Origin of the sequence: Bifidobacterium asteroides (assembly GCF_009683175.1) — a bacterium.
Lineage (GTDB): Bacteria > Actinomycetota > Actinomycetes > Actinomycetales > Bifidobacteriaceae > Bombiscardovia > Bombiscardovia asteroides_H.
On sequence record NZ_WKKW01000006.1, the window covers coordinates 66,795 to 92,553 of the forward strand.

A 25,759-nucleotide genomic window follows, 5' to 3' on the forward strand; every position below is an offset into this window, starting at 1 on the left:
GAATAGCTCAACTGCGATGCGCCGCCCAGCCCGCAGCAGACGTTAATCGTTCTACATGAGAAACTTTTATCTTCAAATAAGACATATTTTCGAACCACGACCAGCCGATGACCATTCCGTGCGCTAGAATTGTAGCGTGTTGTCGCCAAAGATTGGTCGATGATGCCTGTTTCCCAGGGGTAGGAGTGTCAAGGCAGGACACCCCATGAATGTATCTGGGGAGCAACCGACAATAGAGAAAATAGAGGTAACCAATGAATATCATGGTTCGTTTCAAACGCGCATGCGCAGTACTCGCTGCCGGCGCCACCCTGGCTGGCGGCTTAGCACTGCTGCCCACCGTGGCCCAGGCTGTGGAGAGCAAGAATGTCCAGACCAAGGCCGCTAGCTACAAAATCACATTCCACGACCCCTATGGTCCTCGGGGGGATAAGGGGCAGGAGAAGACAACCACTCTGAACACCGACGACAGCGGCAAGCTGGATCCCAGCACGATTCCAGAGCCTATAGTGCCCGATCAGAATACGAAAGCTGATGGCTGGTCTATCAATGGATCTGGTGGCCCAGCTGATGACCCAAATTCACAAAAAATCGACTTCAACACCCATGTTTTCACCCAAGACGAGGATCTCTATCCTAACTTCGCCCAGATAAACCCCATCACTTACAACATCACTTTCGTCACTATGAATCCGGAAGATATCGAAGAATCCACCGCGGACGTGATGCAAACCAATAGTGAGGGAAAGCTATCTGAGGAACCCACGGTTCACAACTTCGATGGTTACACCTTCGACGGTTGGTTTAACGAAAATGGCGGGTCCCGTTACGTCCCCGGTGGCACCTACAACGCAGACACTACTTTCATGGCCAAGTACACCAAGGTGACCACTCCCAACGAGCCTAACAAGCCTGGTCAGACCGCTCCGGTTGACAACAACACCAAGCAGCCTGCCAAGGACAACAACAAGGCTCCAGCCAAGGATCCGGCTAAGAAGGACGCCAAGAACAACAAGAACAACAACAATCTGGCCAAGACCGGCGCCGACGCCACGGCTCCTCTGGCCATCGCCGCTGGCCTCTGCCTGGCTGCCGGCATCACCCTGGGTCTGCGTCGCAAGCTGGCTCTGTGAGTCCGCAGGCTTCGGCCTGACCTATGATGATTGAAGTTCAAAGGCCCCTGGTCCATTGTGGCCATGGGGCCTTATCCATACCCGGCAGTCGCGGTCGTTCGAACCTGTTCATTGAAGAAATTGCAAGCATCCGACCGCCCATTACCCCCTTCCGGCAGGGTCACGTACTATGAAAGGGTTATATGGAAAGGGATGACTATGAGCGTTCTCGATCGTTTCGAGAAGAGCGTGGAAGGCGCCGTTAACGGTGTCTTCTCGAAGTTCGGCTCCAAGGACCTACAGCCCGTCGACCTGTCGAGCGCCCTCGAGCGTGAGATAGACTCACAGGCCATGCCCGTCGGTCGCGACCGTACCGTGGCGCCCAACGAGTATCGATTCAGACTATCCACCCCAGACTTCGACCGCATTGAGCAGTGGGGTTCGGAGGCTCTGGCCAACGAGCTGGCAGACAACCTGACCAAGTACGCCGAAAGCCAGCACTATGCCTTCGTCGGCCCGGTCGTGGTCATCTTCGAGGAGGACCTCAACCTGAACAAGGGCGACTTCCACCTGTCTGCCGAGTCGGTCCAGGGCAACGCGGCACCCGTGACCACACCCGAAGAGTCCAAGGACTGCCCGGTGTTGGAAATCAACGGCCGCCAGTACCTGCTGACCGCCCCCATCACCACCATCGGCCGTGGATCCTCCTGTGACATCGTCATCGACGACGCAGGCATCTCCCGCCGACACCTGCAGATCGAGATCACCGACAAGGGCGTGGTAGCCCGCGATCTGGGGTCCACCAACGGCACCTATGTAGAGGGGCATCAGGTACCCGCAGCCACCCTGCTGGACGGCAATACCATCACCATCGGCCGTACCCGCATCCTCTACTGGGCATCGTCGCAGGAACAGGATTCGTAAGTCGCCCAGACCTTGAAGTAAGGTCGAATCATTATGCTGACTGAACTGACATTCGCCATCCTCAAATACGGATTCCTGGCTCTGTTATGGGTATTCGTATGGCTGGCCATCCGTTCACTCCGCAAAGACATCGAAACCTTCAGCCCCAAGACTTCTCATACCCGCCGACGCAGTGAACGCGCAGCCCAGCGCAAGCTGCCGGCGGCCGCCAGATCCGTGCCTATCGCCCCGGTCAGCAAGACAGAGCCTGCAAGCGATGAACCCTCCCTGCTGGTGGTTATCGACGGACCTCTGGCCGGCTCCTCCACGCCGCTGTCCGGACGACCCATCACCCTGGGCCGCTCCTCCTCGAACACCCTGGTGCTGGACGACGAGTTCGTCTCCGGCCATCATGCGCGGGTCTACCAGGATCCTGCATCGGGCCGATGGGCCATCGAGGATCTGGGGTCCACCAACGGCACCGTCGTCTCGGGACAGAAAATCACGGCGCCGACAATCCTACCGGCGGAGGTTCCCGTGCGCATCGGAGCCACCACCTTCGAGTTGAGGTAGCCGCCCATGACCAGGAACGATGCGAGCCAAAAGCTGTTCCTCTATTCCACGGCGGTTTCAGACGTGGGGTACGTGCGCAGCAACAACCAGGATTCCGCCTTCGCCGGTGAGCGCCTTGTGGCCATGTGCGACGGCATGGGCGGCCACGCAGGCGGGGATACGGCCTCGACCATAGCCATCCGATCCCTGGCCCACATCGAACGCGACGACCGGGAGCAGGACGTGCAGTCCCTGGCCCGGATGATGGAGACCTCGGTCATCGCGGCCCATGACGCCATCGTGGGCAAGGCCAAGCGCGAACATCGCCTGTCAGGCATGGGCACCACGGTCACGGCCCTGGCTCTGGCCGACGACTCCTGGGTATTGGCCCATATCGGCGACTCCCGGGCCTACCTGCTGCGGGAGGGCAAGCTGATCCGGATGACCCAGGACCACTCCTACGTGCAGCATCTGATCGACACCGGCCGCATCTCCCCGGCCGAAGCCCGCAACCACCCTCAGCGCAACGTGGTCATGCGGGTCCTGGGGGACTTCGACATCGACCCCCGCCCGGACATCTCCATCTCCAAGGCCCTGCCCGCAGACCGTTGGATGATCTGCTCGGACGGCCTCTGCGGCGTTCTGGAGGACTCGACCATCGCCGAGGTGCTGTCCTCGGTCTCGGACCAGGCGGAGTGCGCCCAGCAACTGGTCACCTTCGCCCTGAAGGCCGGCAGCACCGACAACGTGACCGTGGTCATCGCCGATGCCACACTGGCCCTGGACGCCGATGCATTCGACCTGCCCCATCAGACCCCTCTGGTCGGCGGGGCAGCCAGCTCCAACCTGGAGGCCCTGGCCGACATCCTGGATGAGCCCGTAGCGGCCGCACCGCGCCTGCGCGACGAGTCCCGGGAGTCCCCCGCCAAACGGGCCGCCGACCTGACCCAGGACCGGGATGCCGACAAGCAGGAGGACGAGGACGACGAAGGCCGCACCGCCCAACCCTCGGCTGCCCGCGAGGAGAGCGGCGAACGGCATGTGCCCGACACCAGCGAGATCCCCATCGTTCACAAGAAGGACGGCTCGGACTCAGCCGACCCCTACGACCCGGACGTGGCCGACGCCATCCACAAGGAGCACCTGGAGCAGCGCAAGCGCCAGCGCTCACGGCACCGGCGGATTCGGCTGATTCTGGCCGGCATCATCACCCTGGTGATCCTTGCCCTGGCCGGAGGCACGGCGGCTGCCTACCACTGGAGCCAGGAACAGTACTACCTGGGCACGGACCAGGGCCGAGTGGCCATCTACCAGGGCGTGCCCACCAAGGCCTTCGCCCTCTCGCTGTCCCACCCGGTGCAGACCACGGACATCGCCGTCAAGGGACTGCCCCAGTCCTGGCGTGACCAGTTGGAAGAGGGCATCACCGTCTCCAGCATGGACGACGCCAAGGAGCATGCCCGTCTGATCCGCAAGGAGGCCGGCGACCTCAAACGCGAGCAAGCCAAGGAGGCCAAGGACGAGTCCGACCAGGCATCGACTTCTCCCTCAGCCTCGCCCTCACCGTCGGAAACCGACCAGAGCGGGCGGCAATAGTCATGATCATCACCCGTCTGCGCCGCATAGGCCTTCTGCTCTTCTCCCTGCTGGTGGGATTCATCGGCTTCTTCCAGATGTTCGCCCGTGCGGCGGGCCGCTTCCCCGGGGATTACGCCGCCCTGCTGGTAGTCACCGCCGCCCTCTTCATCGCCCTCTGGGTCCTGTTGGAGATTTTCCAGCCCTATGGCAGCCAGGCCATCCTGCCCAGCATCGTCATCCTGAGCTCCCTGGGCATCACCCTTATCACCCGCATAGATCTGCGCAACGCCCGGATCGGCCAGCCCACTCGGGTGGGCTTCACCCAGCTGATCTGGCTGTGTCTGGCCCTGGTCCTGTGCGGGCTGCTGGTGGTGCTGCTCCGGGACTACAGGCTGCTGCGTCGCTTCTCCTATGTCAGCATGGTGGTGGGTCTGGTCCTGCTCCTCTCGCCCATGCTGCCCGGCATCGGCCGCGAAATCGGCGGCGCCCGCATCTGGATAGGCGTGGGGTCGCACACCCTGCAGCCCGGCGAATTCGCCAAGCTCTTCCTGGCCTTCTTCTTCGCCGCCTATCTGTTCGACCACCGGGACCAGCTGGCCGTGGGCGGCAAGAAGTTCCTGGGCATGCGGATGCCCCGGATCAAGGACTTTGGCCCCATTATCATCGTCTGGCTTATTTCGCTGGCCGTCCTGGTCATCCAGCACGATCTGGGCACCTCGCTGATGTACTTCGCCATGTTCGTCTCCATGCTCTATGTGGCCACCGGCCGCACCAGCTGGATCGCCATAGGTTCGGTCTTCTTCGTCATCGGAGCCGTGGCCGCATCCATGATCTTCGCCCATGTAGGCGCCCGTGTGGACGCCTGGCTGCACCCCTTCAGCGACGCTGAGTTCGGCAAGGCCTTCGGCGGGTCCGGCCAGCTGGTGCGCGGCATCTTCGGCCTGGCCGCCGGCGGGCTGACAGGCACTGGCCTGGGCCAGGGACGCCCCTGGATCACCCCCCTGGCCAACTCCGACTTCATCTACACGTCGGTGGGTGAAGAGCTGGGGCTGAGCGGTCTGCTGGTGGTTCTGGCCCTCTACCTGGTCATCGTGGCCTCGGGCATGATCACGGCCATGAAGATCAAGGACGGTTTCGGCAAGCTCCTGGCCTCCGGTCTGGTCTTCACCATGGCCTTCCAGGTCTTCACCGTGGTGGGCGGCATCACCCTGGTCATCCCCCTGACCGGCCTGACCATGCCCTACATGGCGGCGGGCGGCTCCAGTCTGGTGGCCAACTGCATCCTGGCCGTCCTGCTGATCATCATCTCCAACGCGGCCAACAAGCCAGCACCGGAGGTCAGCTCGGACACCTTCAAGTACGAGGCCCTGGCCGTGTTGCGTCAGCAAGAGACCAGCAAGCGCAGCGGACAGGACGATTCGGACTCCGGCTCAGGCTCTGACGACCAAGAATCCCACGGTCGTCATGCCGGGCCGACCGAGCCGACCGACCAGGATGAGGAGACCGACCTGCCAGCAACCGGCCGCATTCCCGTCCGCCAGGTACGAGGAGGTGGACAGTGAACAAGGCCCTGCGTCAACTCTTTAACGCCGTCATCGTCCTCTTCGTCATCCTGGGGCTTTCCAGCTCAATCATCATGGTGATCCGGGCGGGCAGCCTTAACTCTGACCCCCGCAATCTGCGCGCCCTCTACCACGAGTATGCGGCGCCCAGAGGGGCCATCCTGACATCGGATGGAGCCGTCATGGCCCAGTCCGACCCCATCAACGACTCCTTCCAGTACCAGCGGCACTACCACAAGGGAGCCGTCTACTCGCCTATCACCGGTTACTACTCCATCACCAGCCCGGCAGACCGGGGAATCGAGGCCTCGCGCGACCGCCTGCTGAGCGGCCAATCGGACAGCCTGTGGATGGACCGGCTCAAGTCCCTCTTCACCGGTACCCAGAACAAGGGCGCCTCCATCGAGACCTCCATCAATCCCAAGATGCAGGAAGCCGCCTACGCCATGCTGGGCAACTTGTCCGGTTCGGTGGTGGCCATCGAGCCCTCCACAGGCCGCATCCTGACCATGGTCAGCACACCGAGCTACAACCCCGAAGACCTGACCGCCCACGACAGCGGCGATGCCTCCCAGGCCTACCAGAAGCTGGCCTCCCGTTCCGACAACCCCATGCTCAACCGGGCCACTTCGCAGCTGTATCCGCCCGGGTCCACCTTCAAGGTGATTGTGGCTGCCGCCGCCCTGGAGTCCGGCCAGTATCACCCTGACAGCCAACTGCCGGCCGGAGCCTCATACACCCTGCCCGGCACCAACTACAAACTGACCAACTCCACTTCTGCGGCCAACGGGTCCAACGGCAAGATCAGCCTGGAGAACGCCCTGGCCTACTCGTCCAACACGGCCTTCTCCCAGCTGGGGGTCGCCTTGGGCGACAAGACACTGGCCGAGCAGGCCCGCAAGTTCGGCTACGGCTCCACCATCACCCTGGACGGGACCAACTCCACAGGACGGCCCATGAAGGCCGTGGCCTCCAAGTTCCCCGAGGACCAGTCCCAGGACCGGCTGGCCTTGGCTTCCATCGGCCAGGGGGACACCCTGTCCACACCTCTGCAGGCTGCCATGACAGCTGCTGCCGTGGCCAACGGCGGCAAGCTCATGCAGCCGACCCTGGTGGACCGGGTGCGCTCCAGCGATCTGAGCGTCATCAGCGAGACAACGCCCTCGGTTTACTCACAGGCCTTCTCTTCGGACACCGCCAAGGCCCTGACCACCATGATGGAGGCAGTGACCACCAAGAGCTACCCGAATCTGGCCATCCCAGGCATGCAGGTGGCCGCCAAGTCCGGCACGGCTCAAATCGGTGCAGGCAATACGGCAAATGACGGGTGGATGATAGGATTCGCTCCGGCCGACAAGCCCAAGGTAGCCGTAGCCGTTGTAGTGCATGGAATCTCCTCCTACGGCATAGATGCCGCCGGGCCGATCATGAAACGCGTCATGCAGGAGGCTGCCAAGTGAAACTAGTACAGGGACAGCTCATCCATCGAAGGTACCGCCTGGACCGCCGCCTGGCCCAAGGGGGCATGGGCGAAGTCTGGAAGGGCTACGACATAGAACTGGGCCGCGTGGTGGCCATCAAGGCCCTGCGCGAGGACCTGACCAACGAGGAGTCCAAGCTGCTGCGGCTACGGGCCGAGGCGCACAATTCCGCCAACTTGGCCCACCCCAACATCGCCGCCCTCTTCGAGTACTACGAGCACGATGGCATCGGATTCCTGATCATGGAGTACGTGCCAAGCCAATCCCTGGCAGACATCTACCGGGAACGGGGCGCCCTGGACCCCATCGAGCTGCTGCCCATCCTGATACAGACGGCCCGGGGGCTCTACGTAGCGCACTCCCACGGGGTCATCCACCGGGACGTCAAGCCGGCCAACATCATGGTCTCCGACACCGGCGAGGTCAAGATCACCGACTTCGGGGTCTCCTACTCAACCAACCAGGGGCAGATCACCCAGGACGGCATGGTGGTGGGTACGGCCCAGTACATCTCGCCCGAGCAGGCCCAGGGCCTCCAGGCCACGCCCCAGTCCGACATCTACTCCCTGGGTGTGGTGGCCTATGAGGGGCTCTGCGGGCACCGACCCTTCACCGGCGCCACCCCTGTGGACATCGCCGCAGCACACGTCAACGACCCTGTGCCACCGTTGCCTAACTCGGTGGACAACCAACTCATGAACTTCGTCATGTCCATGCTGGCCAAGGACCCGCGAGACCGCCCGGCGAATGCCTTGGTGGTCTCGCACACACTGGCCAGAATCGAGCAACGGCTGCTGGACCAGCAGCTGGGCGAGACGGAGGTCATCGACCCGCGCGCACCCATGCCTCGACGCATTATGAGCAGGCCACACGCGGCAAAAGACATCTTCAGGCCCTTCTGGGGGCACTATGGAGAAGGAAGCGCACAGCGCGGCCTTGAAGCGACGAACGGAGGGGATACCCTATGAGCATCACACTGCCGCCGTCCCTAGCGGACGGACGCTACCGTCTGGGACAGCTGATCGGACGCGGTGGCATGGCCGAGGTCCACAAGGCTGTGGACACACGTCTGGGAAGGACGGTCGCGGTCAAGATCATGCGGTCCGATCTGGCCAACGACGAGGTCTTCCTGTCGCGGTTCCGGCGGGAGGCCCACTCGGTCGCGCTGCTCAACAATCCCAACATCGTCTCCATCTACGACTCGGGCGAGGAGATACTGACCGACGACCAGGGCAACCATGAACGGGTGCCCTATCTGGTCATGGAGTACGTCAAGGGCCAGACCCTGCGGTCCATCCTCAAGGAGAACGGGGCCCTGAGCCAACGCGACAGCGAGCAGGTCATGCTGGGCATGCTGAGCGCCCTGGACTACTCCCACCACATGGGCGTCATCCACCGGGACATCAAGCCCGGCAACATCATGATCTCGGAGCAGGGCATCGTCAAGGTCATGGACTTCGGCATCGCCCGGGCCATGGACGATTCGGCCGCCACAATGACCCAGTCCCAGGGCGTGGTGGGCACCGCCCAGTACCTGAGCCCCGAGCAGGCCCGTGGCGAGAGCGTGGACATGCGCTCCGACCTCTACTCGGCCGGCTGCGTCCTCTACGAGATGCTGACCGGACGGCCGCCCTTCAACGGGGATTCGGCTGTGGCCATCGCCTACCAGCACGTCACCGAGGTGGCCACCCCGCCCAGCACCATCGTGCCCGGCCTGCCGAAGATGTGGGATTCCATCTGCGCCAAGGCCATGGCCAAGGACCGCCAGAACAGGTACGCCACGGCGGCTGCCTTCAAGAGCGACATCCTGGCCTTCATGAACGGCGGAACCCCGGTGGCCGCCGCCTTCAACCCGCTGACCGACCTGGCCAACGTCAAGGCCCGCAAGGATGCCGAGCAGGGGACCGAAACGGCCACCATGCCGCTGACCGAAGAGGAGACGGCCGCCACCCAGGCCTTCAACCCTGTTCAGGATCCGCTCAATCCGGCTGCAGCCACCGATGTCGCCACAGCTGAGCGCACGGCCACCAAGGCGGCCCAGAAGAAGTCCAAACGGCGCAAGAAGATCATCATCGGCGCCATCGTGGCGGCTTTGGTCCTATTACTCGTCGGACTGGGCGCGTGGAATGTCCTAGGCCGAAATCGTCATCCGATGGCCGAGGTGCCTACCATCAACGCGCAGATGTCGCGGATTCTGGCACGTGAGAAGATCACCGCCGCAGGCTTCCACTACCAGGAGAAGGAAGACAACGACTCGGCCGAACCCAAGGGGACCTTCACCAAGCAGAGCCCCAAGGGCGGAAGCATGGCTCCCAAGGGCTCCACAGTGACCGTCTGGTTCTCCTCCGGACCCAAGGACACGGCCATCCCCGATGTCAAGGGCATGACCCAGCAGGAGGCCCGCAGTGCCCTGGAGAAGGCCGGATTCAAGGTCTCCCCCGCCGCCTCCGTGGAAGACAGCCAGGACGTGCCCAAGGACCATGTGACCCGCACGGATCCCGCCGCCGGCCAGAGCGTGGCCAAGGGGACCAGCATCCTGATCTACATCTCCTCGGGCATGACCAAGGTGCCCGATTTGTCTGGCAAGACCAAGGATGACGCAACCAAGACCCTACAGAGCCTGCACTTCAACATCACCATCCGCGAGCAGGCCTCCAACACTGTGGCCAAGGACATGGTGATCAGCACAGATCCTGCTGCCGGGTCCTCCATCCAGCAGGGAGCCATGATCACGGTCACCGTCAGCAATGGCATGCAACTGGGCAACTACGTCGGCATGACCCTGGGCGAGGCCAAACGCAACCTGGGCCAGGGGGTCAACATCACGGTCAACGGCCCCAACAACGACAACGCCGTGGTCACCGGCCAGGACCCGACCTCAGGTTCCTCCTTCGACAAGTCCAAGGACACCATCACCCTGACCACGGCCATCAGCATCCCGCCCTTCTCCCAGGGCGAGACCCTGGGCAGCTACCGGCAGAAGCTGACCAACAGCGGCGTCAGCGCCGACAGGATCACTTCCGTCGGCAAGGACACGGACAAGGTGACCGCAGTCAGCCCCGGAGCCGGCAGCAGGGTGGACGACAGCACCCCCATCACGGTGACCACCGTCAGCTCCACCAACTGACTCCTATGGCCCGGCTGCCACAGTCTTGCCGCCGGGCCATATCGTTCTAGGCAGAGCGAATACGGTCTGGGACGGAGTAATGGCTATCATGCCACGCCGTTAGGCTGCGAACCGCGACTTCGCGTCCACAAATCCCGGTCATGACTTCGGCCAAGCTAAACGTCAGGGTCCAGCGACCGGTTCATAACGACCAATGCACAACTTCCAGACTGGACCTTGCCAAGTCGCATCGCCACATCGCGACGAATCCGCCAAGGCCGCCAGACTGGCGTCATCTGTACTGCGACCAAAAATTCATGGCTATCAAACCATGGCCACAGAAGTGTCTTAGATAGACCTTGGACAGTCACTGCTAGCAGTCGGCAAAGTTGTGGCAACAATGAGCGGCGGGGCCACGGATCACATTGAATCCTGCGGCCCCGCCGCTCTTGCATGCCGCCTAGGTCAGAAGGTGGAGTAGTTGGACATCTGTCTGAGCATGGGTACGTTGCTGGCCAGCCACGGGAAGCCCCATTCCATCAGGGCGCAGGCCAGAGCCAACAGGAGCAGAATCAGCAGGAGCCACCGAATCGGAGCTATGCCGGACTGGTGCCGCAGCAGCCAGCCATAGAGGCTGATCATGGGCTGAGGCTTCTCGCCCTTGCGAATCTGCCGCAGCAAGGGGTAACGCCAGGCAGCCAGGGCCGCCAGGTAGATGATCAGATAGGCTGCTGCCAAAACCAGGAAGACCGGCTGCAGAGAACCCAGTCTGGCCATGACCGAGCCCTTGTCGTCTGCAAAGGCCACATCGCTGCCGCGGTCGCCCAGGAGTTCCTTGGGCACTCCGTCGGACACCTTGGCCCAGTAGTCGAATTCGCCCCAGCTGATCCAGCGGTGGGTGGCCGTGGTGTACTTGGGCTCGCAGGTGGTCAGCGTGATCATTCGCCGGTCAGGAGCCTCTTTGGGCGAATAAGGGTTGGGAGCGATAACACTGACCTCGTTGGCAGCGACGATCTTATAGCGGGTGTAGTGGTAGACGTACCAGTAATCCTTGGTGCGCAGGACGATGGCATCGCCCACCCGCAGCTCGTCCACATGTCCCAGCGGCTCACCATAGCCGGCGCGGTGTCCGGCAATGGCCACGTTGCCCATCTCGCCCGGCATCTGCGTATTGGGGTAGTGTCCCAGCCCCGCGTAAGCCAGCTCTCGGGGCGACGTGCCCTGAACCACGTTACGCTCCCAATGCTGTCCAAAACGGGGAATGTAGGCCTGGGCAATCAGTTCACCCTCGGAGGCCTGCTTGGGCTGCACCGGCGGATCCCCCTTCTGAGGCTTGGCCACCTTGCGGGTGTCGCCCGATCCCGGGTTGCTCCAGGAGGTCGAGGCCCGGGCCTCCAACTGCTGATGCTCGGACTGCACGCCGGTCCACCAGAGCTGCCAGACCACGTAGAGTGCGCAGACGACTGCCAGAGTGATCAGCAGCTCCCCTACGATTTCTGCAATGCCCACCAGCCAGGTTCGCCGCTTATCCGCCGGTTTGTCGACCGACGTTTTGTCGTTCTCCGAGTCCTCTGTCGTCATTTACCGTGCCTTCTCATCTAGCGATGCGTACTGGAGTGGCTGCAGGACAGCCGTCGTCTCAGGGAATCTCAGATTATCCGAAGATTCGACATTCCAACCCAGACCTACCGTATTCACATACTCCTTGTAAATCCGGATGGATGGCGAAGCATTCAGGGACTTGGTCATCCTGTCGACTGGTCCTATGGCTGAAATCTTATATGGCGGCGAGTACTTTCGGCCGTGCAACAGCAAAACATTGCCTACGCATCGCACTGCTGTTGTGGGCAGAACCCGCTGATCCTGGATCCGCATGGACTCGGCTCCTCCGGCCCAGAGCGCGTTGACCACGCTCTCCACATCCTGCTGGTGGATGACGTAATCGTTGATGTTGGCCGTCGACCCGTCGGAACCCACCTTCTGCTGCCAGAGCGGGGAATCGTTGAGCGTCACCGTCAGTCCCGGCCCCTGGACGGCCTTGAGCACCGTGCCCGAACCGGGATCCTCGCGGGCCTGGTCCGAGCTGCCCTTGTCGTCGGTCAGGGTCTTCAGCGCGTTGATCTGCGAGCTCATGTCATTGATGTCCTTGCGCAACTCAGCAGCCTTGTTCTCGCGCTCTTCCACCAGCCCGGCCGTGTCCGAGGTGACCGTGACCGTCCTGTTGACGCGGATGTTGGTGGTCAGCATGAACCCGACCAGTGCCAGCACCACAGCCACGGACACTGTGCCGACCAGGGACCTGCGCGCACCGTGCCGTCCCGTCCGTCTGGTCATAGGCATACCCTCATCCTCGTCTGCGATAGTATTACGTTCGAGTCTAACCGCTACTATGGCTTAGTAGATCTACTGAAGGAGAATAACCTCATGGCAGAGCATCAACTCCATGATGACGAGGACCAGGCGGTGGACAAGGCCAAGACCGCCGACACTGGCGAGGATGCCGAGGACGAGGAGTACGGCCTGTCCATGGACAAAGTAGAGGCCGTGCTCAACCAGAGCGTTGACAAAAGGAACATGACACCGCAGATGCGCCGCATCGTGCAGCGTCAGGAAGAGAACTCCCGCCGCGTGGAGGATACCATCAAGAACACCAAGGCCAATCCGCGCTGGTTTGTACCCCTCTTCGTCACGCTGATGCTGGTGGGCCTGATCTGGATCGTGGTTTACTACATCTCCTCCACCATGGGTAAGGTCTTCCCCATCCCCGGCATCGGCAACTGGAACCTTGCCGTCGGCTTCGGCATTCTGCTGATCGGCTTCCTCATGACCATGTGGTGGCACTGATCCAGCTGTATTGTCCTTCGGGAACCCCGCAACCGTCCAGGCACGGCTGTGGGGTTCTTTGCATACCCATCCACCGTTTCCAGCCTCAAGCTAAAGTTATCCACAATCGCCCGGATTCCTCGTGGATGGTCTATGACACTCGTCCACAACCCTACTGCTGATTGGATTCTTCCTTCACTTATCCACTTTTTACAGGTATATATGCACCAGTTCTGAATACTTATTCCCAGGTTATCCACACGATTGTCAACAAATGTGGATAGATGACATCCATGTCATTTATCAATTACCAGACCCGACCCGGGGACGAAATCTGAAGGCCAGGCTGCAGGAAAGGAAATAATTGACAGACAAGAGCAGACCGATACTGATTTTCAGCGCATGGGGTTGACCATGTTGCAGCCCAGAGCCAGCAGAACCAGGGCCGCCAGGAAGATCAGCGTGGGCAGCAGCCAGGAGAGCAGACCATGCACCCGCGAGCCGGGCCGGCCCATGTGCAGCAGGGCCAGCATGAAGAGACCGCCGACGATGAACCCGCCAACGTGGTCCTGCCAGGCGATGCCGGGCACGAACAGGGGCATGCAGAAGTTGATGCCCATCCAGACCACCAAGGAAAGGATGTCAATCCCCAGACGGCGGTAGACCACCAGGATGGCGGCGAAGAGTCCGAAGAGCGCGCCCGAGGCCCCGATGGCCGACGTACCCCATCCATTGGGCGCCAGGACAGCATAGACCATCAGACCCAGGTCTCCGCCCAGCCCGCTGATCATGTAGAGGGCCAGGAAACGCCCATGCCCTATCAGATTTTCCAGCACCGGCCCCACAACCCAGAGGGTGATCATGTTGAAAAGGATGTGCGAGACATTGGTGGCGTGCAGGAATATATTGGTCACAAACATCCAGGGCTCATGAATGGCCGTAATCGGCACGAAGGCCCAGTAGCCCAGCAAAAGCCGCTGGTAGCGAAGCGGAGCCAGCAGGTACAGGGCCATCTGTATGACCCAGGCCACTATGCAGATCAGGGTGATGGCTATGGTCACCACCGGAGCATGGTCACCCCAGTACCGCCGGATCCATCCCAGCGGCCCCCGACCGTTTCCTCCGCCTGTGAAACCGGTGCCCGTGCCATTGACCATGAACCTTACCTTACCTGACCGTCCGGCCGGGGTGTGCGGTTTCCGTGCCGCAATGGCACCGATGCGTCCCACAGTTCGCCGCTTTCTACTAGGATGTTGACTAGGTCGGTCGAAGTGGGCAGGACCGACGAAAGTCGTCGAAAGGAGCCAAACATGGAGAATTCATCTTCAAACGGCTGGAAGTTCTTTGCACTGCTCTTCGGCACGCTGCTGGCCGGCGTTGTCGCTCTGTTCGTATACAAGCAGCAGAACCCGGATTACGATCCCTGGGAGGAGCCCTGGGAGAACAGCTCATCGCCAGTCGACCTGGGCCTGGCCAAGGACGAGGAGGACAAGGGATCCGAGGAGCCCGAGACCCCTCTGCAAGCGGGCGCACAGGCCTGACCGTTCCGGTCGGGAAGGAATCCGACCCAGCGTCAAGGACGTGAGGGCAACGGATTCCTTTTTTCATACCTGATTTAGGCTTGACAGCGGTCTGCTGGACACGCCTGTTGGGGCGGCGCGTCACAATGGAGCCATGAGTGCCATACGGGAAGCAGACATTGAAGAAGGCCGCCGGGATTTTCTGGCCTGGCGCGATGCGGCCAAGGAGGCCGTGAATAATCTGGGCCCAGGGGGCGACCGCCTGTCAGTAGCCCCGCAGACAGATAGACGCAGCAAGGCCATGGCTGTCCGCTATTCCCTGCACATGCTGGAGATCAAGGCCCCCGGCCCCGGCGTAGAGGTCAGGGTGGCACCTTGGGGGGCCGTCAAGATTCTGGATGGGCCGGCATCCGACCCGCATAACCTGACCCCACCCGACGTAATCGAGCTGGACCCGGACGTCTGGCTGCGTCTGGCCGCCGGCATCACCAGCTGGAGTGAAGAAACCGCCGCCGGACACATCAGCGCCGTAGGCGAGCGAGACGATCTGCACGAACTGCTGCCCCTGGTATGAGGCCGGCTACTTGCTCGACGATCCCTTGGCTGCGGTCTTCTGATCCTTGTGGTGTTTGAGCGCACTGGGCACGGGAATGGGTATGCGCTTATGCGGCTTGGGCGTGGTCGGCATCTCCCCAGAGGTGGCCTTGGCAGCGGCCTCAGCGGCCCACCGGGCGTAATCGTCCAGATCATCGTCCGTGGAGTCCTCGGGGTCCTGGCCCCCCGATTTGCGAGAATCCGGCTTGGAGTATTCCTCTTCAACCATTTTGAAGGGATCTTTGCCCCTGGTTCCGGGTTCCTTGCTGCTGAGCTCTTTGGCCAGCTCGTCGTAATCCGTGTCCGTTGTCAGATATTTGAGCTTCCGGGCTATTTTCGTCTGCTTAGCCTTCTGACGTCCGCGGCCCATCCGACCCCCTTCGCCAGGTAACGTGCACTTAGGCAACTTGAATGTGAATTTGCATCATTTATGAGAGTACCACCTACGCATCTTGTCGGCTCGGACTTTTACCATAAAAGCAATTCCCAGAAGGACATTCGGCACGACGACGAGGGTGGGACCATGCAGGAAGAAGTCACAGCGGCAGGCAACGAGATCAGCGATAGCTTCAGAGCCGCCAAGCATCGGTCCGACCAGGTGCTGGCCGAGCTGGACAAGAATCCGAGCCGCTACACCATGCTGACCGGCGACCGCCCGACCGGCAGGCTCCATCTGGGCCATTACTTCGGTTCCATCCGCGAACGCGTCCAGATGCAGAATCGCGGCGTGCACACCAACATCGTCATCGCCGACTACCAGGTCATCACCGACCGGGACACCACGGAGCACATCCGCGACAACGTGCTCAACCTGGTGCTGGACTATCTGGCTGCGGGCATCGACCCCAAGAAGACCATGATCTTCACCCATTCGTCCACCCCTGCAGAGAACCAGCTGCTGCTGCCCTTCCTCTCCCTGGTGACCGAGGCCGAGCTTCACCGCAACCCCACCGTCAAGGCCGAGATGGAAGCCAGCGGCCACGCCCTGACCGGCCTGCTGCTGACCTACCCGGTCCACCAGGCCTGCGACATACTCTTCTGCAAGGCCAACGTGGTGCCCATCGGCAAGGACAACCTGCCGCACGTGGAGCTGACCCGGACCATCGCCCGCCGCTTCGACGAGCGCTACCCCGGCCAGGCCCCGGTCTTCCCCGAACCTGATGCCATCCTGTCTGACACCCCTGAGATTCCCGGTCTGGACGGCCGCAAGATGAGCAAGTCCTACGGCAACTCCATCATGCTGGGTGCCACTGCCGAGGAGACGGCCAAGCTGATCCGCAAGTCCCCCACCGACTCCGAGCGCAAAATCACTTTCGACCCCGTGAACCGCCCCCAGGTCTCGGCCCTGCTGACCACGGCCGGCCTGGTGACCGACCGGAAGCCCGAGGACATCGCCGAGGAGATCGGCAACGCCGGCTCGGGCGCCCTTAAGGCCTATGTGACCAAGTCGGTCAACGAGTTCCTGGCACCACACCGCGAGCGCCGTGCCGAGCTGGCCAAGGACATGGACACCGTGCGCGACATCCTGGTCGAGGGCAACAAGCGTGCCAACCAGATAGCCGAGGAGACCCTCGATCAGGTCCGCTCGGCCATGGGCATGCGCTACTAGACGTCGTACCGCCAGGAGCGGTCGGTCAGCACCCGGGCCGTGACCAAGCCGATGGGCAGGCAGATGATGACCATGAAGGCCCGGAAGGCCCAGTCCATAGCGTTGAGCGTATTGAACTGCCCCAGGTAGAACATGGCCCGGTACATATACAACCCAGGCACCATGATGACGATGGATGGCACGGTCAGGCTGATTCTTGGATAGCCCAGGTGGGGCGGCAGCAGACCGTGACGGACCGAGGAGCGCCAGACCGTGGCCAGCATGCCGGCCAGGAAGGCGCCCAGGAAGGCGGCCATCTCCGGAGGGACGTGGAGCAGGTCCTGCATCTCCAGGCGCATGGTGTCGGTCAGGGCGCCGATGACAGCGGCCACCAGGGCCATGCGCTGGGGTGAGTTGAAGAGGACCGAGAAGCCCCAGACCCCGCAGAATGCTGCAATCATGCGCAGTCCGGCCATCAGCCAGGGGCTCAGATTCATTGGTTCAAAACCCTGCGGGTTGAGCATGACTATCCGCGCCACGGCCCAGCCACCCAGCGTGGCCACCAGGATGATCGAGAAGGCGTAGGTGATGCGCTGTACCCCTGAGGGGAAGTCCAGCTTGGCGATGTCCAGGCCGCCAGTGACCAGGGGGAAGCCGGGAATGACGAAGAGGATGGCGCCGATATAAGCCGTGTCGTGCTTCAGGGCCACCGGGTCGAAGATGCCCACAAGCCTCAGCGTGCCGACGCAGGCCAGGGCGGCGATGATGACTGCAACCCCGGTGGCGAAGAACTGGTTGATCCGCCTGCCCAGCATCTGACGGCGCACCCACTGGCCTATGCCAGCGCCGACGAAGGCTCCGGCCATGTCATAGGGGCCGCCGCCCAGCAGGAAGACGAAGGCTGCGCAGGCCACGGCCGAGGCGAAGCCCGAGAAGAGGGGCGAATAGAGGGGTTTGCGCCGCTCGATCAGGTCCAGGCGTTCGTGCGCCTGCCGGACTGTGATGCCACCCGTTGCCTGCGACTCCGGGGACGAGGACTTGTCGGAGGGGGCAGGCTCTTTGGAGTCTGTGGCCTCTTTGAAAGACGCAGACCTGTCGGGAGACACTGACTGTTCGGGGGACGCGGCGCCCTCGGAAGATCTGGCCTTCTCATGTGCTTCGCCTTGAGTTGACGCAGATTGTCCGGACGCAGCCTTGGAATCCTTGGAATCCTCCGGCCGAGGCGTGGAGCCTACGGTGCCCAGACCGGCGGCCGTCCTGGTGTCCATGGCCGCCGCATCGATCCGGTTCTGGCTGATCTCGTCCTCGTTGTGTACGGCGGTGGCCACCGCATCCTTGAGCGCCTTGGCCGCATCCTGGTCCTGGGCCAGCACCTCCTTGACCGCCTTGCGGGCCGCCGCGTAGACATTCGGCTCGTCCAGGTTGTCCACCAGCTCCCGGGAGACCACCGTCACGGCGTGGTAGGTCCCCGCCTGCCCGCACTTGACGCTGAGCCAGTCCGCGAAGTGCTCCAGCAGCCAGATCCGCTCGGTGTTGACCCCGGTGGTGGGCAGGTCCACCACCTCGGTGATGCGGGACACGCCATCCGTACAGGTGGCCTCGATGTCGGTCAGGTTCACATCGGCCCGCACATGCACACCCATGGGGTAGGCAATCCTGTGCATCATCTCGCGCACGCGGAAGCTTCCCGTGCCGGCCCCCAGCTCCAGCATGCCCACCCGCACAATCAGGCTGGTCTTGGCCGCGATGCAGGCCTCGACGATGGGCTTGTCGTAATCGCGTTCAATATCCTCCATGTCCAGCGGAATGGAGTGGGTGTGGTACTTGCTTACTCGTCTGACCTCGGCTGCGGTCCTGCCGCGATAGCCGTCCTTGGAACTCCTGCTCTTGAATTTCACACCCACATTCATACTCCACCGGGGTCACGTGCCCTTGCACCGGCGCACGGGACCATGAAACGTATTCGACCCGAAAGCGTCCTAGAATGGGCCGCGAGCCATCGAACCGAAGGCTGTGGGCCTGCAACGCCGACCACCAATAACCGCGGAGGAGCCGTGGAATGGTCGAAGACCGGGCAACCTGCGATTCGACAAGGAGGACTGATGACAGATAGTAATCAGCAAATCACGGCTGCCGATGCGACCCTGGTCACATCCGGCACCGGGACCAAGGGGCCGGAGGAACGCAAGCTGCCTCAATCGTTGGATGAGGACATGGCCTTGTGCCTGCGGCTGCTCAGGGATGTGTTGGGGGAATTCGATCAACAGCTGCTCAAGCGGTTCGACTCCCTGCGCGAGGACGTGATGACGGCCAGCGCCGAGCACTTCAACCGCCACCCCTCGGACCCCGTGCCCGACGAGGACGGCCTGTCCAAGGCTGTGGCCCTGATCGACGACACATCCGTCAAGGATTCCCAGCTGCTGGCCCGCGCCCTGACCACCTACTTTCACCTGGCCAACCTCTGCGAGGAGAACTACCGGGTGAAGGTCCTGCATGAGCGCGAGGGCAAGGTGGACCTGAAGGTCAAGGGCACCGACCCCATCAACGAGATGACCAGCGCCTACAGCCAGCTCCTTCAGGAGATGGGCCCGGCCAAGGCCTCGGAGCTGCTTGAGAAGCTGGAGTTCCACCCCGTCTTCACCGCCCACCCCACTGAGGCGCGGCGCAAGGCCGTGGAGGGCAAGATCCGGCGCATCGCCAACCTGCTGGCCGTTCGCCGCGGCCTGGGCGGTTCCGAGCTGGAGGAGAACGAGCGTCTGCTGCACAACGAGATCGACGCCCTCTTCCGCACCTCGCCCATCGCAGCCAAGAAGCCGACGCCCGTCGAAGAGGCCAACACCATTCTGGACATCTTCGACGCCACGCTCTTCGAGACCATTCCCAAGGTCTACCGCCGCTTCGACGACTGGATGCTGGGCAAGAAGGCCGGCATGGTCAAGCCCGTCTGCCCCGCCTTCTTCCACCCGGGCAGCTGGATCGGCTCCGACCGCGACGGCAACCCCAACGTGACCGCCAAGGTCTCGCGCAAGGTGGCGCGCAAGTTCTCCGACCACATGCTCAAGGCCCTGGTCAAGGCCACCACCACCGTGGGCCGCAATATGACCATGGAGGTGACCACCACGCCGCCCAGCCCCGAGCTGAGGAGCCTGTGGAGCCACCAGAAGGAGATGAGCGAGCGCCTGACCGACCGGGCCACCACCATCTCGCACAACGAGCTGCACCGGGCCGTGGTCCTGGTCATCGCCGACCGTCTGCAGGCCACCATCCAGCGTGATGCCGACCTCATGTATGCCGACTGCGACGACTTCATCGCCGACCTGCGCGTGGTCCAGGACTCCCTGGCCAAAGCGGGCGCGGTCCGTCAGGCCTACGGACCCCTGCAGGATCTGATCTGGCAGGCCCAGACCTTCGGCTTCCACATGGTCGAGATGGAGTTCCGCCAGCACTCACTGGTCCACGCCCGCGCCTTGGAGGACATCCGCGAGCACGGCCTGCACGGCGAGCGCGGCGAGCTGCAGCCCATGACCCACGAGGTGCTCGACACCTTCCGGGCCCTGGGAGCCATCCAGAAGCGCAACGGCCAGAAGGCCGCCCGCCGCTACATCATCTCCTTCACCAAGTCGGCGCAGAACGTCAAGGACGTCTACGAACTCAACCGGCTGGCCTTCGAGCATGCCGAGGACGTGCCGGTCATCGACGTGATCCCCCTGTTCGAACAGCTGGAGGACCTGCAGAACTCGGTGGACGTGCTGGAGGAGATCATCAAGATCCCCGAGGTCCAGGCGCGGCTCAAGGAGACCGGCAACAAGATGGAGGTCATGCTGGGCTACTCCGACTCCTCCAAGGACGCTGGCCCCGTCTCGGCGACCCTGGCCCTGCACTCCGCCCAGGAGCGCATCGCCAAGTGGGCCGAGAGCCATGACATCGACCTGACCCTCTTCCACGGACGCGGCGGCGCCGTAGGCCGTGGCGGCGGCCCTGCCAACCGTGCCGTGCTGGCCCAGCCTGTGGGCTCGGTCAACTGCCGGTTCAAGCTGACCGAACAGGGCGAGGTCATCTTCGCCCGCTACGGCAACCCGGTCCTGGCCATCCGCCACATCGAGTCCGTGGCTGCGGCCACCCTGCTCCAGTCCGCGCCCAGCGTGGAGGAGCGCAACACCACCATGACCGAGAAGTACGCGGACATGGCCGACAAGCTGGACCAGGCCGCCCACGAGCGCTTCCTGGACCTGCTGCACACGCCGGACTTCGCCCCCTGGTTCTCCATCGTGACACCCCTGAACGAGATCGGCCTGCTGCCCATCGGCTCCCGGCCCGCCAAGCGCGGCCTGGGCGCCAAGTCCCTGGACGATCTGCGGACCATACCCTGGGTCTTCTCCTGGGCGCAGGCCCGCATCAACCTGGCCGCCTGGTACGGCCTGGGCACCGCCTGCGAGAAGTTCGGCGACCTGGAGACCCTGCGTCAGGCCTACGAGGAATGGCCACTCTTCAGCACCTTCATCGACAACATCGAGATGAGCCTGGCCAAGACCGACGAGCGCATCGCCAAGATGTACCTCTCCCTGGGCGACCGGGACGACCTGAGCCAGAAGGTCCTCTCGGAGATGGAGCTGACCCGCAAGTGGGTTCTGCAGATCGTAGGCGACGAGTGGCCCCTGCAGCACCGCCACGTGCTGGGCCAGGCCATCCGGATCCGCTCTCCCTATGTGGATGCCCTGTCGGTGACCCAGGTGCGCGCCCTGCGGGCCCTGCGTCGTCGCAACGACAAGGAGGAGCTCAGCAAGAGCCAACAGGCCGACTTCATCTACCTGATCCTCTGCACCGTTTCGGGAGTTGCCGCCGGCCTGCAGAACACCGGCTGATTGCCGCTTGGCGGCTTATGGACGAGGCCCCGTTCTCTTGCAGATAGCAGGAGGCGGGGCCTCGCCGTATCCAAGTGCCCCTGATGTGGTCGTGTGTTGTTTTCTGGCTAGGTGGTAGGGTGAAAAGCGGGGGGCGTCGAGAAGACGGCTGGCTTGCGCCATTGGCTCCTGCGATGTGATGCAGGGTTGGCGCTGGCAGGCAGAACTTGAGTAGACAAACGGTGTTGATTCCGTTTGGTGTTTGGTGAAGGGGTTTTGGTTTGATGCATCTGGTTTCCCGTCTGCGCCGCATCCTGGCGACGATGACCGTCCTGCTGGGAATGCTGGCGGGCTTGGGCGTCGCATCCGCCCAGGCGGACGCTCCCATACTCACCGGGGGGGGGGGGTCGTCAGACCCCTCGCGTAGCTGACGGAACCTCCGGCACTCTCCCCAGCAACGCAACCAGCACACCACTATCCACACCATCGCCAATTCAAACCACCACACCATTAAGCTCCGCAACGCCTAGTCCGGACACCCCGTCATCGACAACAAAATCACCCGGCAGCGCAGACTCTACACCGGTTAAATCAGCCGAAAAAACAGATGATAAGGCTTCGCATACAGTGCGTTTCGACCCCGACGACGGCAGCAAGCCCACTCAGTCAACCGTGAAAACCGGCACCCTCGCCACTCCCCCGGAAAAGAACCCGCAGCGTGAAAGCTTCCGCTTCGACGGATGGACATACGACGGCCAGCCCTTCGACTTCCAGATGCCCATCCTCCAGGACACGACCCTGAAAGCACACTGGTCGGAGACCACGGACTGGACGCTGAATCCGGACCACGGGCCCGCCTCCGGCGCACGGCTGACAATCAGCCCTCCCGACAGGCAGGAACCTTACTACGTCAGTGTCCAAGCCGGAGGAGACCAGATTGTGAGCCTGACCGGCGACGGCCGCATCTACACACGGACGCAAAACGGCACCCCCAACCGGGTTCCCTCCCCCGCGCAGGCATCCGACGGGTTCCACTACCTGCAGGCCGCAGCCGGCAGCCGATGGCAGGCCGCGCTCGGATCCGACCAGCAGATATACACCTGGACCAGCCAACAGCCCGCGCCCACCATGCTCGACACCGGCCAGAACACTAAATTCACTAGCATCAGCATGAACGATGATCGGCTTCTAGCAGTGGACCAGCAAGGTCGGATCCACGCCTTCCAAGCCAGCCTGACAGGCAGCCAGAAACTGAACCCGAAGCCCCCCGAACAAGCCACGATCAGGCTGCCCGGGAAAACACAGGCCGTCACCGCCGTCGGCTCCAGCAACCGTACCCTCGTCCTGGACACAGACGGGCAAGCCTGGACTAGGGACACAGCCAGCACAGGAAAAGCCAAGACCACGCGCATCAGTCATGACCCGGACATGCATATCATCCAAGTCCAAGCCCTCAACCAAGGGTTCCTCCTCTTGGACGCGGACGGGCAGGCCTATTACATGGATGACGGCAAGACCGGCATCATAGCCGCTGGGCTTCCGGAAGGCATAAAAGCCAGCAGTATCGCCAGCAACAAGGACCAGGCCATGATTACCGACAAGGATGGCTGCCTCTGGATCTGGAAGCTCGGAGATACACCCGAGCGCGCAGACAACAAGGGACAGGCCTACACGCAGGCCACCGCTGCCGGCAGCAGGATCACCGCCATCAGCAGGCAGGGTAATGTGTTCATGTGGAGCCTGGACGGGCAGGGCCAGCCCGGCAAACCGGCCAGACTCGACACCACCACAGCGCCCACCCTGGAATCAGCCAGCCTGGACAGCCAAGCATTGAAACTCAGTAAGAACAACGGCTCATGGCAGGCGGACATGCCCGCCCGCAAGCCGGGACCAGCAGCCATCACCATCACCGGCAGGCAGGACGGCCAACCCTTCACCAGAAGCCTCACCTACACGGTCGACCAGCCACTGACACGAGCCGTCGAACCAAGATCCACGCTCACAGTCCACTTCGACACGGGCGGGGGGGAACCCGAACCAGCAGACCAGAGTTTCACCACCCCGAACAGCAGGGTGAAGAGGCCCTCCCCCGATCCGTCGCGCCAAGGCTTCCTGTTCGACGGATGGTTCATCAACCAGGTCGCCTACGATTTCAGCAAGCCAGTCACCAAGGACCTGACCCTGACCGCCCACTGGTCGCCGGCAAGCCGGAACAGCGGGTGGAGCATCAGCCCCGACAAGGGCAGCCAGCTGGGCAAGGAATCCACAACCGTCACCCCGCCAGACAGCGCCAGCCGGGGCATCAGGTTCAACCAGGTCAGCGCGTCAACATACGACTATAATGCTGATGGTTTTTCCTTGGCTGTGGGCAGCGACGGGAACGCATACTCCTGGGGAAGCAACAGCGATGGACAGCTCGGCGACGGGACGCAAACCATGCGGACTACGCCGGTCATGGTGAAGAAGCCCACAGGTGCGCCTAAAGATTTCACCTACGTACAGGTCAGCGCCGGAACCGACCATTCACTGGCCCTGGGCAGCGACGGGAACGCATACTCCTGGGGAAGCAACAGCAGTGGACAGCTCGGCAACAACCAGTCGTACGCTACTAGTCTTACGCCGGCCATGGTGAAGAAGCCGGCAGACGCGCCTGCGGATTTCACCTACGTACAGGTCAGCGCCGGAGACTCTTATTCGCTGGCCGTAGGCAGCGACGGATACGCGTACGCCTGGGGATACAACGGCAATGGACAGCTCGGCAACAACACCAGCGGTTCCTATGTGCATTCGACTGTTCCTGTGCGCGTGCGCGACCCCGCCAACCCCACTGACACGAACAAAGGACTGCAAGCCGTACAGGTCAGCGCCGGAGACTCTTATTCGCTAGCCGTGGGCAGCGACGGGAACACCTACGCCTGGGGAAAGAACGCCGATGGCCAGCTCGGCGACGGGACCAGCTTCAGCCGGAATACGCCGGCCATGGTGAAGAAGCCTGAAGGCAAGCCCGCAGATTTCACCTACGTACAGGTCAGCGCCGGATACGCTCATTCGCTGGCCGTAGGCAGCGACGGATACGCATACGCCTGGGGATACAACGGCTATGGCCAGCTCGGCAACAACAGCATCAGCGAGTCATTGGTTCCTGTGCGCGTGCGCGACCCTGCCAACCCCACTGACACGAACAAAGGACTGCAAGCCGTACAGGTCAGCGCCGGATACTTTCATTCGCTAGCCGTGGGCAGCAATGGATACATCTACACCTGGGGATACAACAGCAATGGCCAGCTCGGCAATAAAACAGCGGATCCATCAGTTCCAGTGCTCACGCGCGACCCCGCCAACCCCACTGACACGAACAAAGGACTGCAAGCCGTACAAGTCAGCGGCGGACAATTTCATTCCCTGGCGATCGGCACGGACGGGAGCGCCGAAGCATGGGGAAGCAACGAATTTGGCCAGTTAGGCAACGACAGCATCCCCACTGGGAACTATACCAGCAGAGTTCTGACCCCTGTGCCGGTGGTGTTCAATCTGGCGCCAGTAATCACCGGCGTCAAATTCGACAGCAATACCGCAACAGGATTGACGCGTGGTGATGGAGGTAGCGTGACAGTGCTCACGCCTGCACACCTGCCGGGTATGGTCACGGTCAGCGTGGACTACACGCTGGGCGGCGCACCCCAAGCGCCGGACACCTCCCTCAGGTACACGTACCTGCCCGCAGGCGTGCTCCCACAGGCTGGAGGGGAAGGCATCCTGCTCGCCCTCGCCACGGGCATGACCGGCATGGGCGGGGTCCTGGCATCCCGCCGCCACCGGAGGGAACAACACCGACTGTCACACGCTTCGCACGAGTAAGAGCGGCCGGGCGGCGTATCAATCCCCCCGCCCCCAGCCCACACAGGGGGAGCAGGGAGGAAACGTGTCACGTAAGGCTCAAACCCCAAGAGAGCCGACACTTCCCTCCCGCGCCCCCACCACACTTCTGCAGGCGGAAGCCGAGGGCAGGCATGCACGCCCCCGCCCCTACCTGGGAGAGAGGGAAACACGGCCAAGCTGGCCACGGGCATACAACCCCAGCCAGCCTGGCCGCTGTTTA

At 62.5% G+C, this 25,759-nt stretch carries 20 protein-coding genes; 15 read left to right on the top strand and 5 right to left on the bottom strand.

The window, feature by feature from the left end; all coding sequences use genetic code 11:
* Positions 1-263 precede the first annotated feature (263 nt).
* From GKC41_RS08010 to pknB, 8 genes are all read left to right on the top strand, one after another.
* Positions 264-1,133: an InlB B-repeat-containing protein gene (locus GKC41_RS08010; protein ID WP_029679045.1), complete on the top strand. Its 870-nt coding sequence runs from the start codon at positions 264-266 to the stop codon at positions 1,131-1,133.
* A 198-nt stretch (positions 1,134-1,331) separates the two neighbouring features.
* Positions 1,332-2,036 carry an FhaA domain-containing protein gene (locus tag GKC41_RS08015; RefSeq protein WP_015021121.1) on the top strand — a complete coding sequence of 235 codons (705 nt, stop codon included), beginning with the start codon at positions 1,332-1,334 and terminating at the stop codon, positions 2,034-2,036.
* Positions 2,037-2,072: 36 nt separating this feature from the next.
* Complete coding sequence (locus GKC41_RS08020; protein WP_373564724.1) at positions 2,073-2,588, top strand: FHA domain-containing protein FhaB/FipA; 516 nt, start codon at positions 2,073-2,075, stop codon at positions 2,586-2,588.
* Positions 2,589-2,594: 6 nt separating this feature from the next.
* Positions 2,595-4,163 carry a BofC C-terminal domain-containing protein gene (locus GKC41_RS08025; protein ID WP_154313736.1) on the top strand — a complete coding sequence of 523 codons (1,569 nt, stop codon included), beginning with the start codon at positions 2,595-2,597 and terminating at the stop codon, positions 4,161-4,163.
* Positions 4,164-4,165: 2 nt separating this feature from the next.
* The gene (locus GKC41_RS08030) at positions 4,166-5,707 is read left to right on the top strand and encodes an FtsW/RodA/SpoVE family cell cycle protein (RefSeq protein ID WP_154313737.1); all 1,542 of its coding nucleotides are present in this window, start codon (positions 4,166-4,168) and stop codon (positions 5,705-5,707) included.
* Positions 5,704-7,167: a peptidoglycan D,D-transpeptidase FtsI family protein gene (locus tag GKC41_RS08035; protein WP_324612111.1), complete on the top strand. Its 1,464-nt coding sequence runs from the start codon at positions 5,704-5,706 to the stop codon at positions 7,165-7,167. Before GKC41_RS08030 ends, GKC41_RS08035 begins: the two co-directional genes overlap by 4 nt.
* Positions 7,164-8,156, top strand: a complete 993-nt coding sequence (locus tag GKC41_RS08040; protein WP_198206362.1) for a serine/threonine-protein kinase — start codon at positions 7,164-7,166, stop codon at positions 8,154-8,156. Before GKC41_RS08035 ends, GKC41_RS08040 begins: the two co-directional genes overlap by 4 nt.
* Positions 8,153-10,315, top strand: coding sequence for a Stk1 family PASTA domain-containing Ser/Thr kinase (gene pknB / locus GKC41_RS08045; RefSeq protein ID WP_082069295.1), 2,163 nt, complete (start codon positions 8,153-8,155; stop codon positions 10,313-10,315). Before GKC41_RS08040 ends, pknB begins: the two co-directional genes overlap by 4 nt.
* A 444-nt stretch (positions 10,316-10,759) precedes the next feature.
* Here pknB and GKC41_RS08050 read toward each other — a convergent pair whose 3' ends face one another.
* Both GKC41_RS08050 and GKC41_RS08055 read right to left on the bottom strand, forming a co-directional pair.
* On the bottom strand, positions 10,760-11,875 hold the full coding sequence (locus GKC41_RS08050; protein WP_154313738.1) for a class E sortase: 1,116 nt from the start codon (positions 11,873-11,875) through the stop codon (positions 10,760-10,762).
* A complete protein-coding gene (locus GKC41_RS08055) occupies positions 11,876-12,628 on the bottom strand; it encodes a DUF881 domain-containing protein (protein ID WP_154313739.1) in 753 nt (250 codons plus the stop codon). It abuts the gene before it with no gap.
* A 90-nt stretch (positions 12,629-12,718) separates the two neighbouring features.
* On the opposite strand from GKC41_RS08055, the gene crgA reads away from it, so the two are divergent.
* Positions 12,719-13,138: a cell division protein CrgA gene (crgA, locus tag GKC41_RS08060; protein ID WP_045934835.1), complete on the top strand. Its 420-nt coding sequence runs from the start codon at positions 12,719-12,721 to the stop codon at positions 13,136-13,138.
* Between the two features lie 374 nt (positions 13,139-13,512).
* Here crgA and GKC41_RS08065 read toward each other — a convergent pair whose 3' ends face one another.
* Positions 13,513-14,274 (bottom strand): rhomboid family intramembrane serine protease, encoded by a 762-nt coding sequence (locus GKC41_RS08065; protein WP_154313740.1) that lies wholly within the window; start codon positions 14,272-14,274, stop codon positions 13,513-13,515.
* Between the two features lie 153 nt (positions 14,275-14,427).
* On the opposite strand from GKC41_RS08065, the gene GKC41_RS08070 reads away from it, so the two are divergent.
* Positions 14,428-14,658 (top strand): hypothetical protein, encoded by a 231-nt coding sequence (locus GKC41_RS08070; RefSeq protein WP_045934834.1) that lies wholly within the window; start codon positions 14,428-14,430, stop codon positions 14,656-14,658.
* Positions 14,659-14,791: 133 nt separating this feature from the next.
* Positions 14,792-15,211: a sterol carrier family protein gene (locus tag GKC41_RS08075; RefSeq protein WP_154313741.1), complete on the top strand. Its 420-nt coding sequence runs from the start codon at positions 14,792-14,794 to the stop codon at positions 15,209-15,211.
* 6 nt (positions 15,212-15,217) lie between these two features.
* Here the strand turns inward: GKC41_RS08075 and GKC41_RS08080 are convergent, their stop codons facing one another.
* Entirely contained in the window at positions 15,218-15,601 is a 384-nt protein-coding gene (locus tag GKC41_RS08080; RefSeq protein WP_154313743.1) for a DUF3073 domain-containing protein, read from the bottom strand.
* Between the two features lie 153 nt (positions 15,602-15,754).
* Here GKC41_RS08080 and trpS point away from each other — a divergent pair, with 153 nt between their 5' ends.
* Entirely contained in the window at positions 15,755-16,840 is a 1,086-nt protein-coding gene (gene trpS / locus GKC41_RS08085) for a tryptophan--tRNA ligase (RefSeq protein ID WP_154313744.1), read from the top strand.
* Here the strand turns inward: trpS and GKC41_RS08090 are convergent.
* Positions 16,837-18,615, bottom strand: coding sequence for a threonine/serine exporter family protein (locus GKC41_RS08090; protein WP_229281733.1), 1,779 nt, complete (start codon positions 18,613-18,615; stop codon positions 16,837-16,839). The genes trpS and GKC41_RS08090 overlap by 4 nt on opposite strands.
* 306 nt (positions 18,616-18,921) lie before the next feature.
* Between GKC41_RS08090 and GKC41_RS08095 the strand changes: the two genes are divergently transcribed.
* The 3 genes from GKC41_RS08095 (at position 18,922) to GKC41_RS08890 (ending at position 25,518) form a co-directional block, all read left to right on the top strand.
* Complete coding sequence (locus tag GKC41_RS08095; RefSeq protein WP_154313748.1) at positions 18,922-21,681, top strand: phosphoenolpyruvate carboxylase; 2,760 nt, start codon at positions 18,922-18,924, stop codon at positions 21,679-21,681.
* A gap of 263 nt (positions 21,682-21,944) precedes the next feature.
* Positions 21,945-22,091: a hypothetical protein gene (locus GKC41_RS08885; protein WP_229281728.1), complete on the top strand. Its 147-nt coding sequence runs from the start codon at positions 21,945-21,947 to the stop codon at positions 22,089-22,091.
* Positions 22,092-22,287: 196 nt separating this feature from the next.
* Positions 22,288-25,518 (top strand): InlB B-repeat-containing protein, encoded by a 3,231-nt coding sequence (locus tag GKC41_RS08890; RefSeq protein WP_324612113.1) that lies wholly within the window; start codon positions 22,288-22,290, stop codon positions 25,516-25,518.
* Positions 25,519-25,759: the final 241 nt, after the last annotated feature.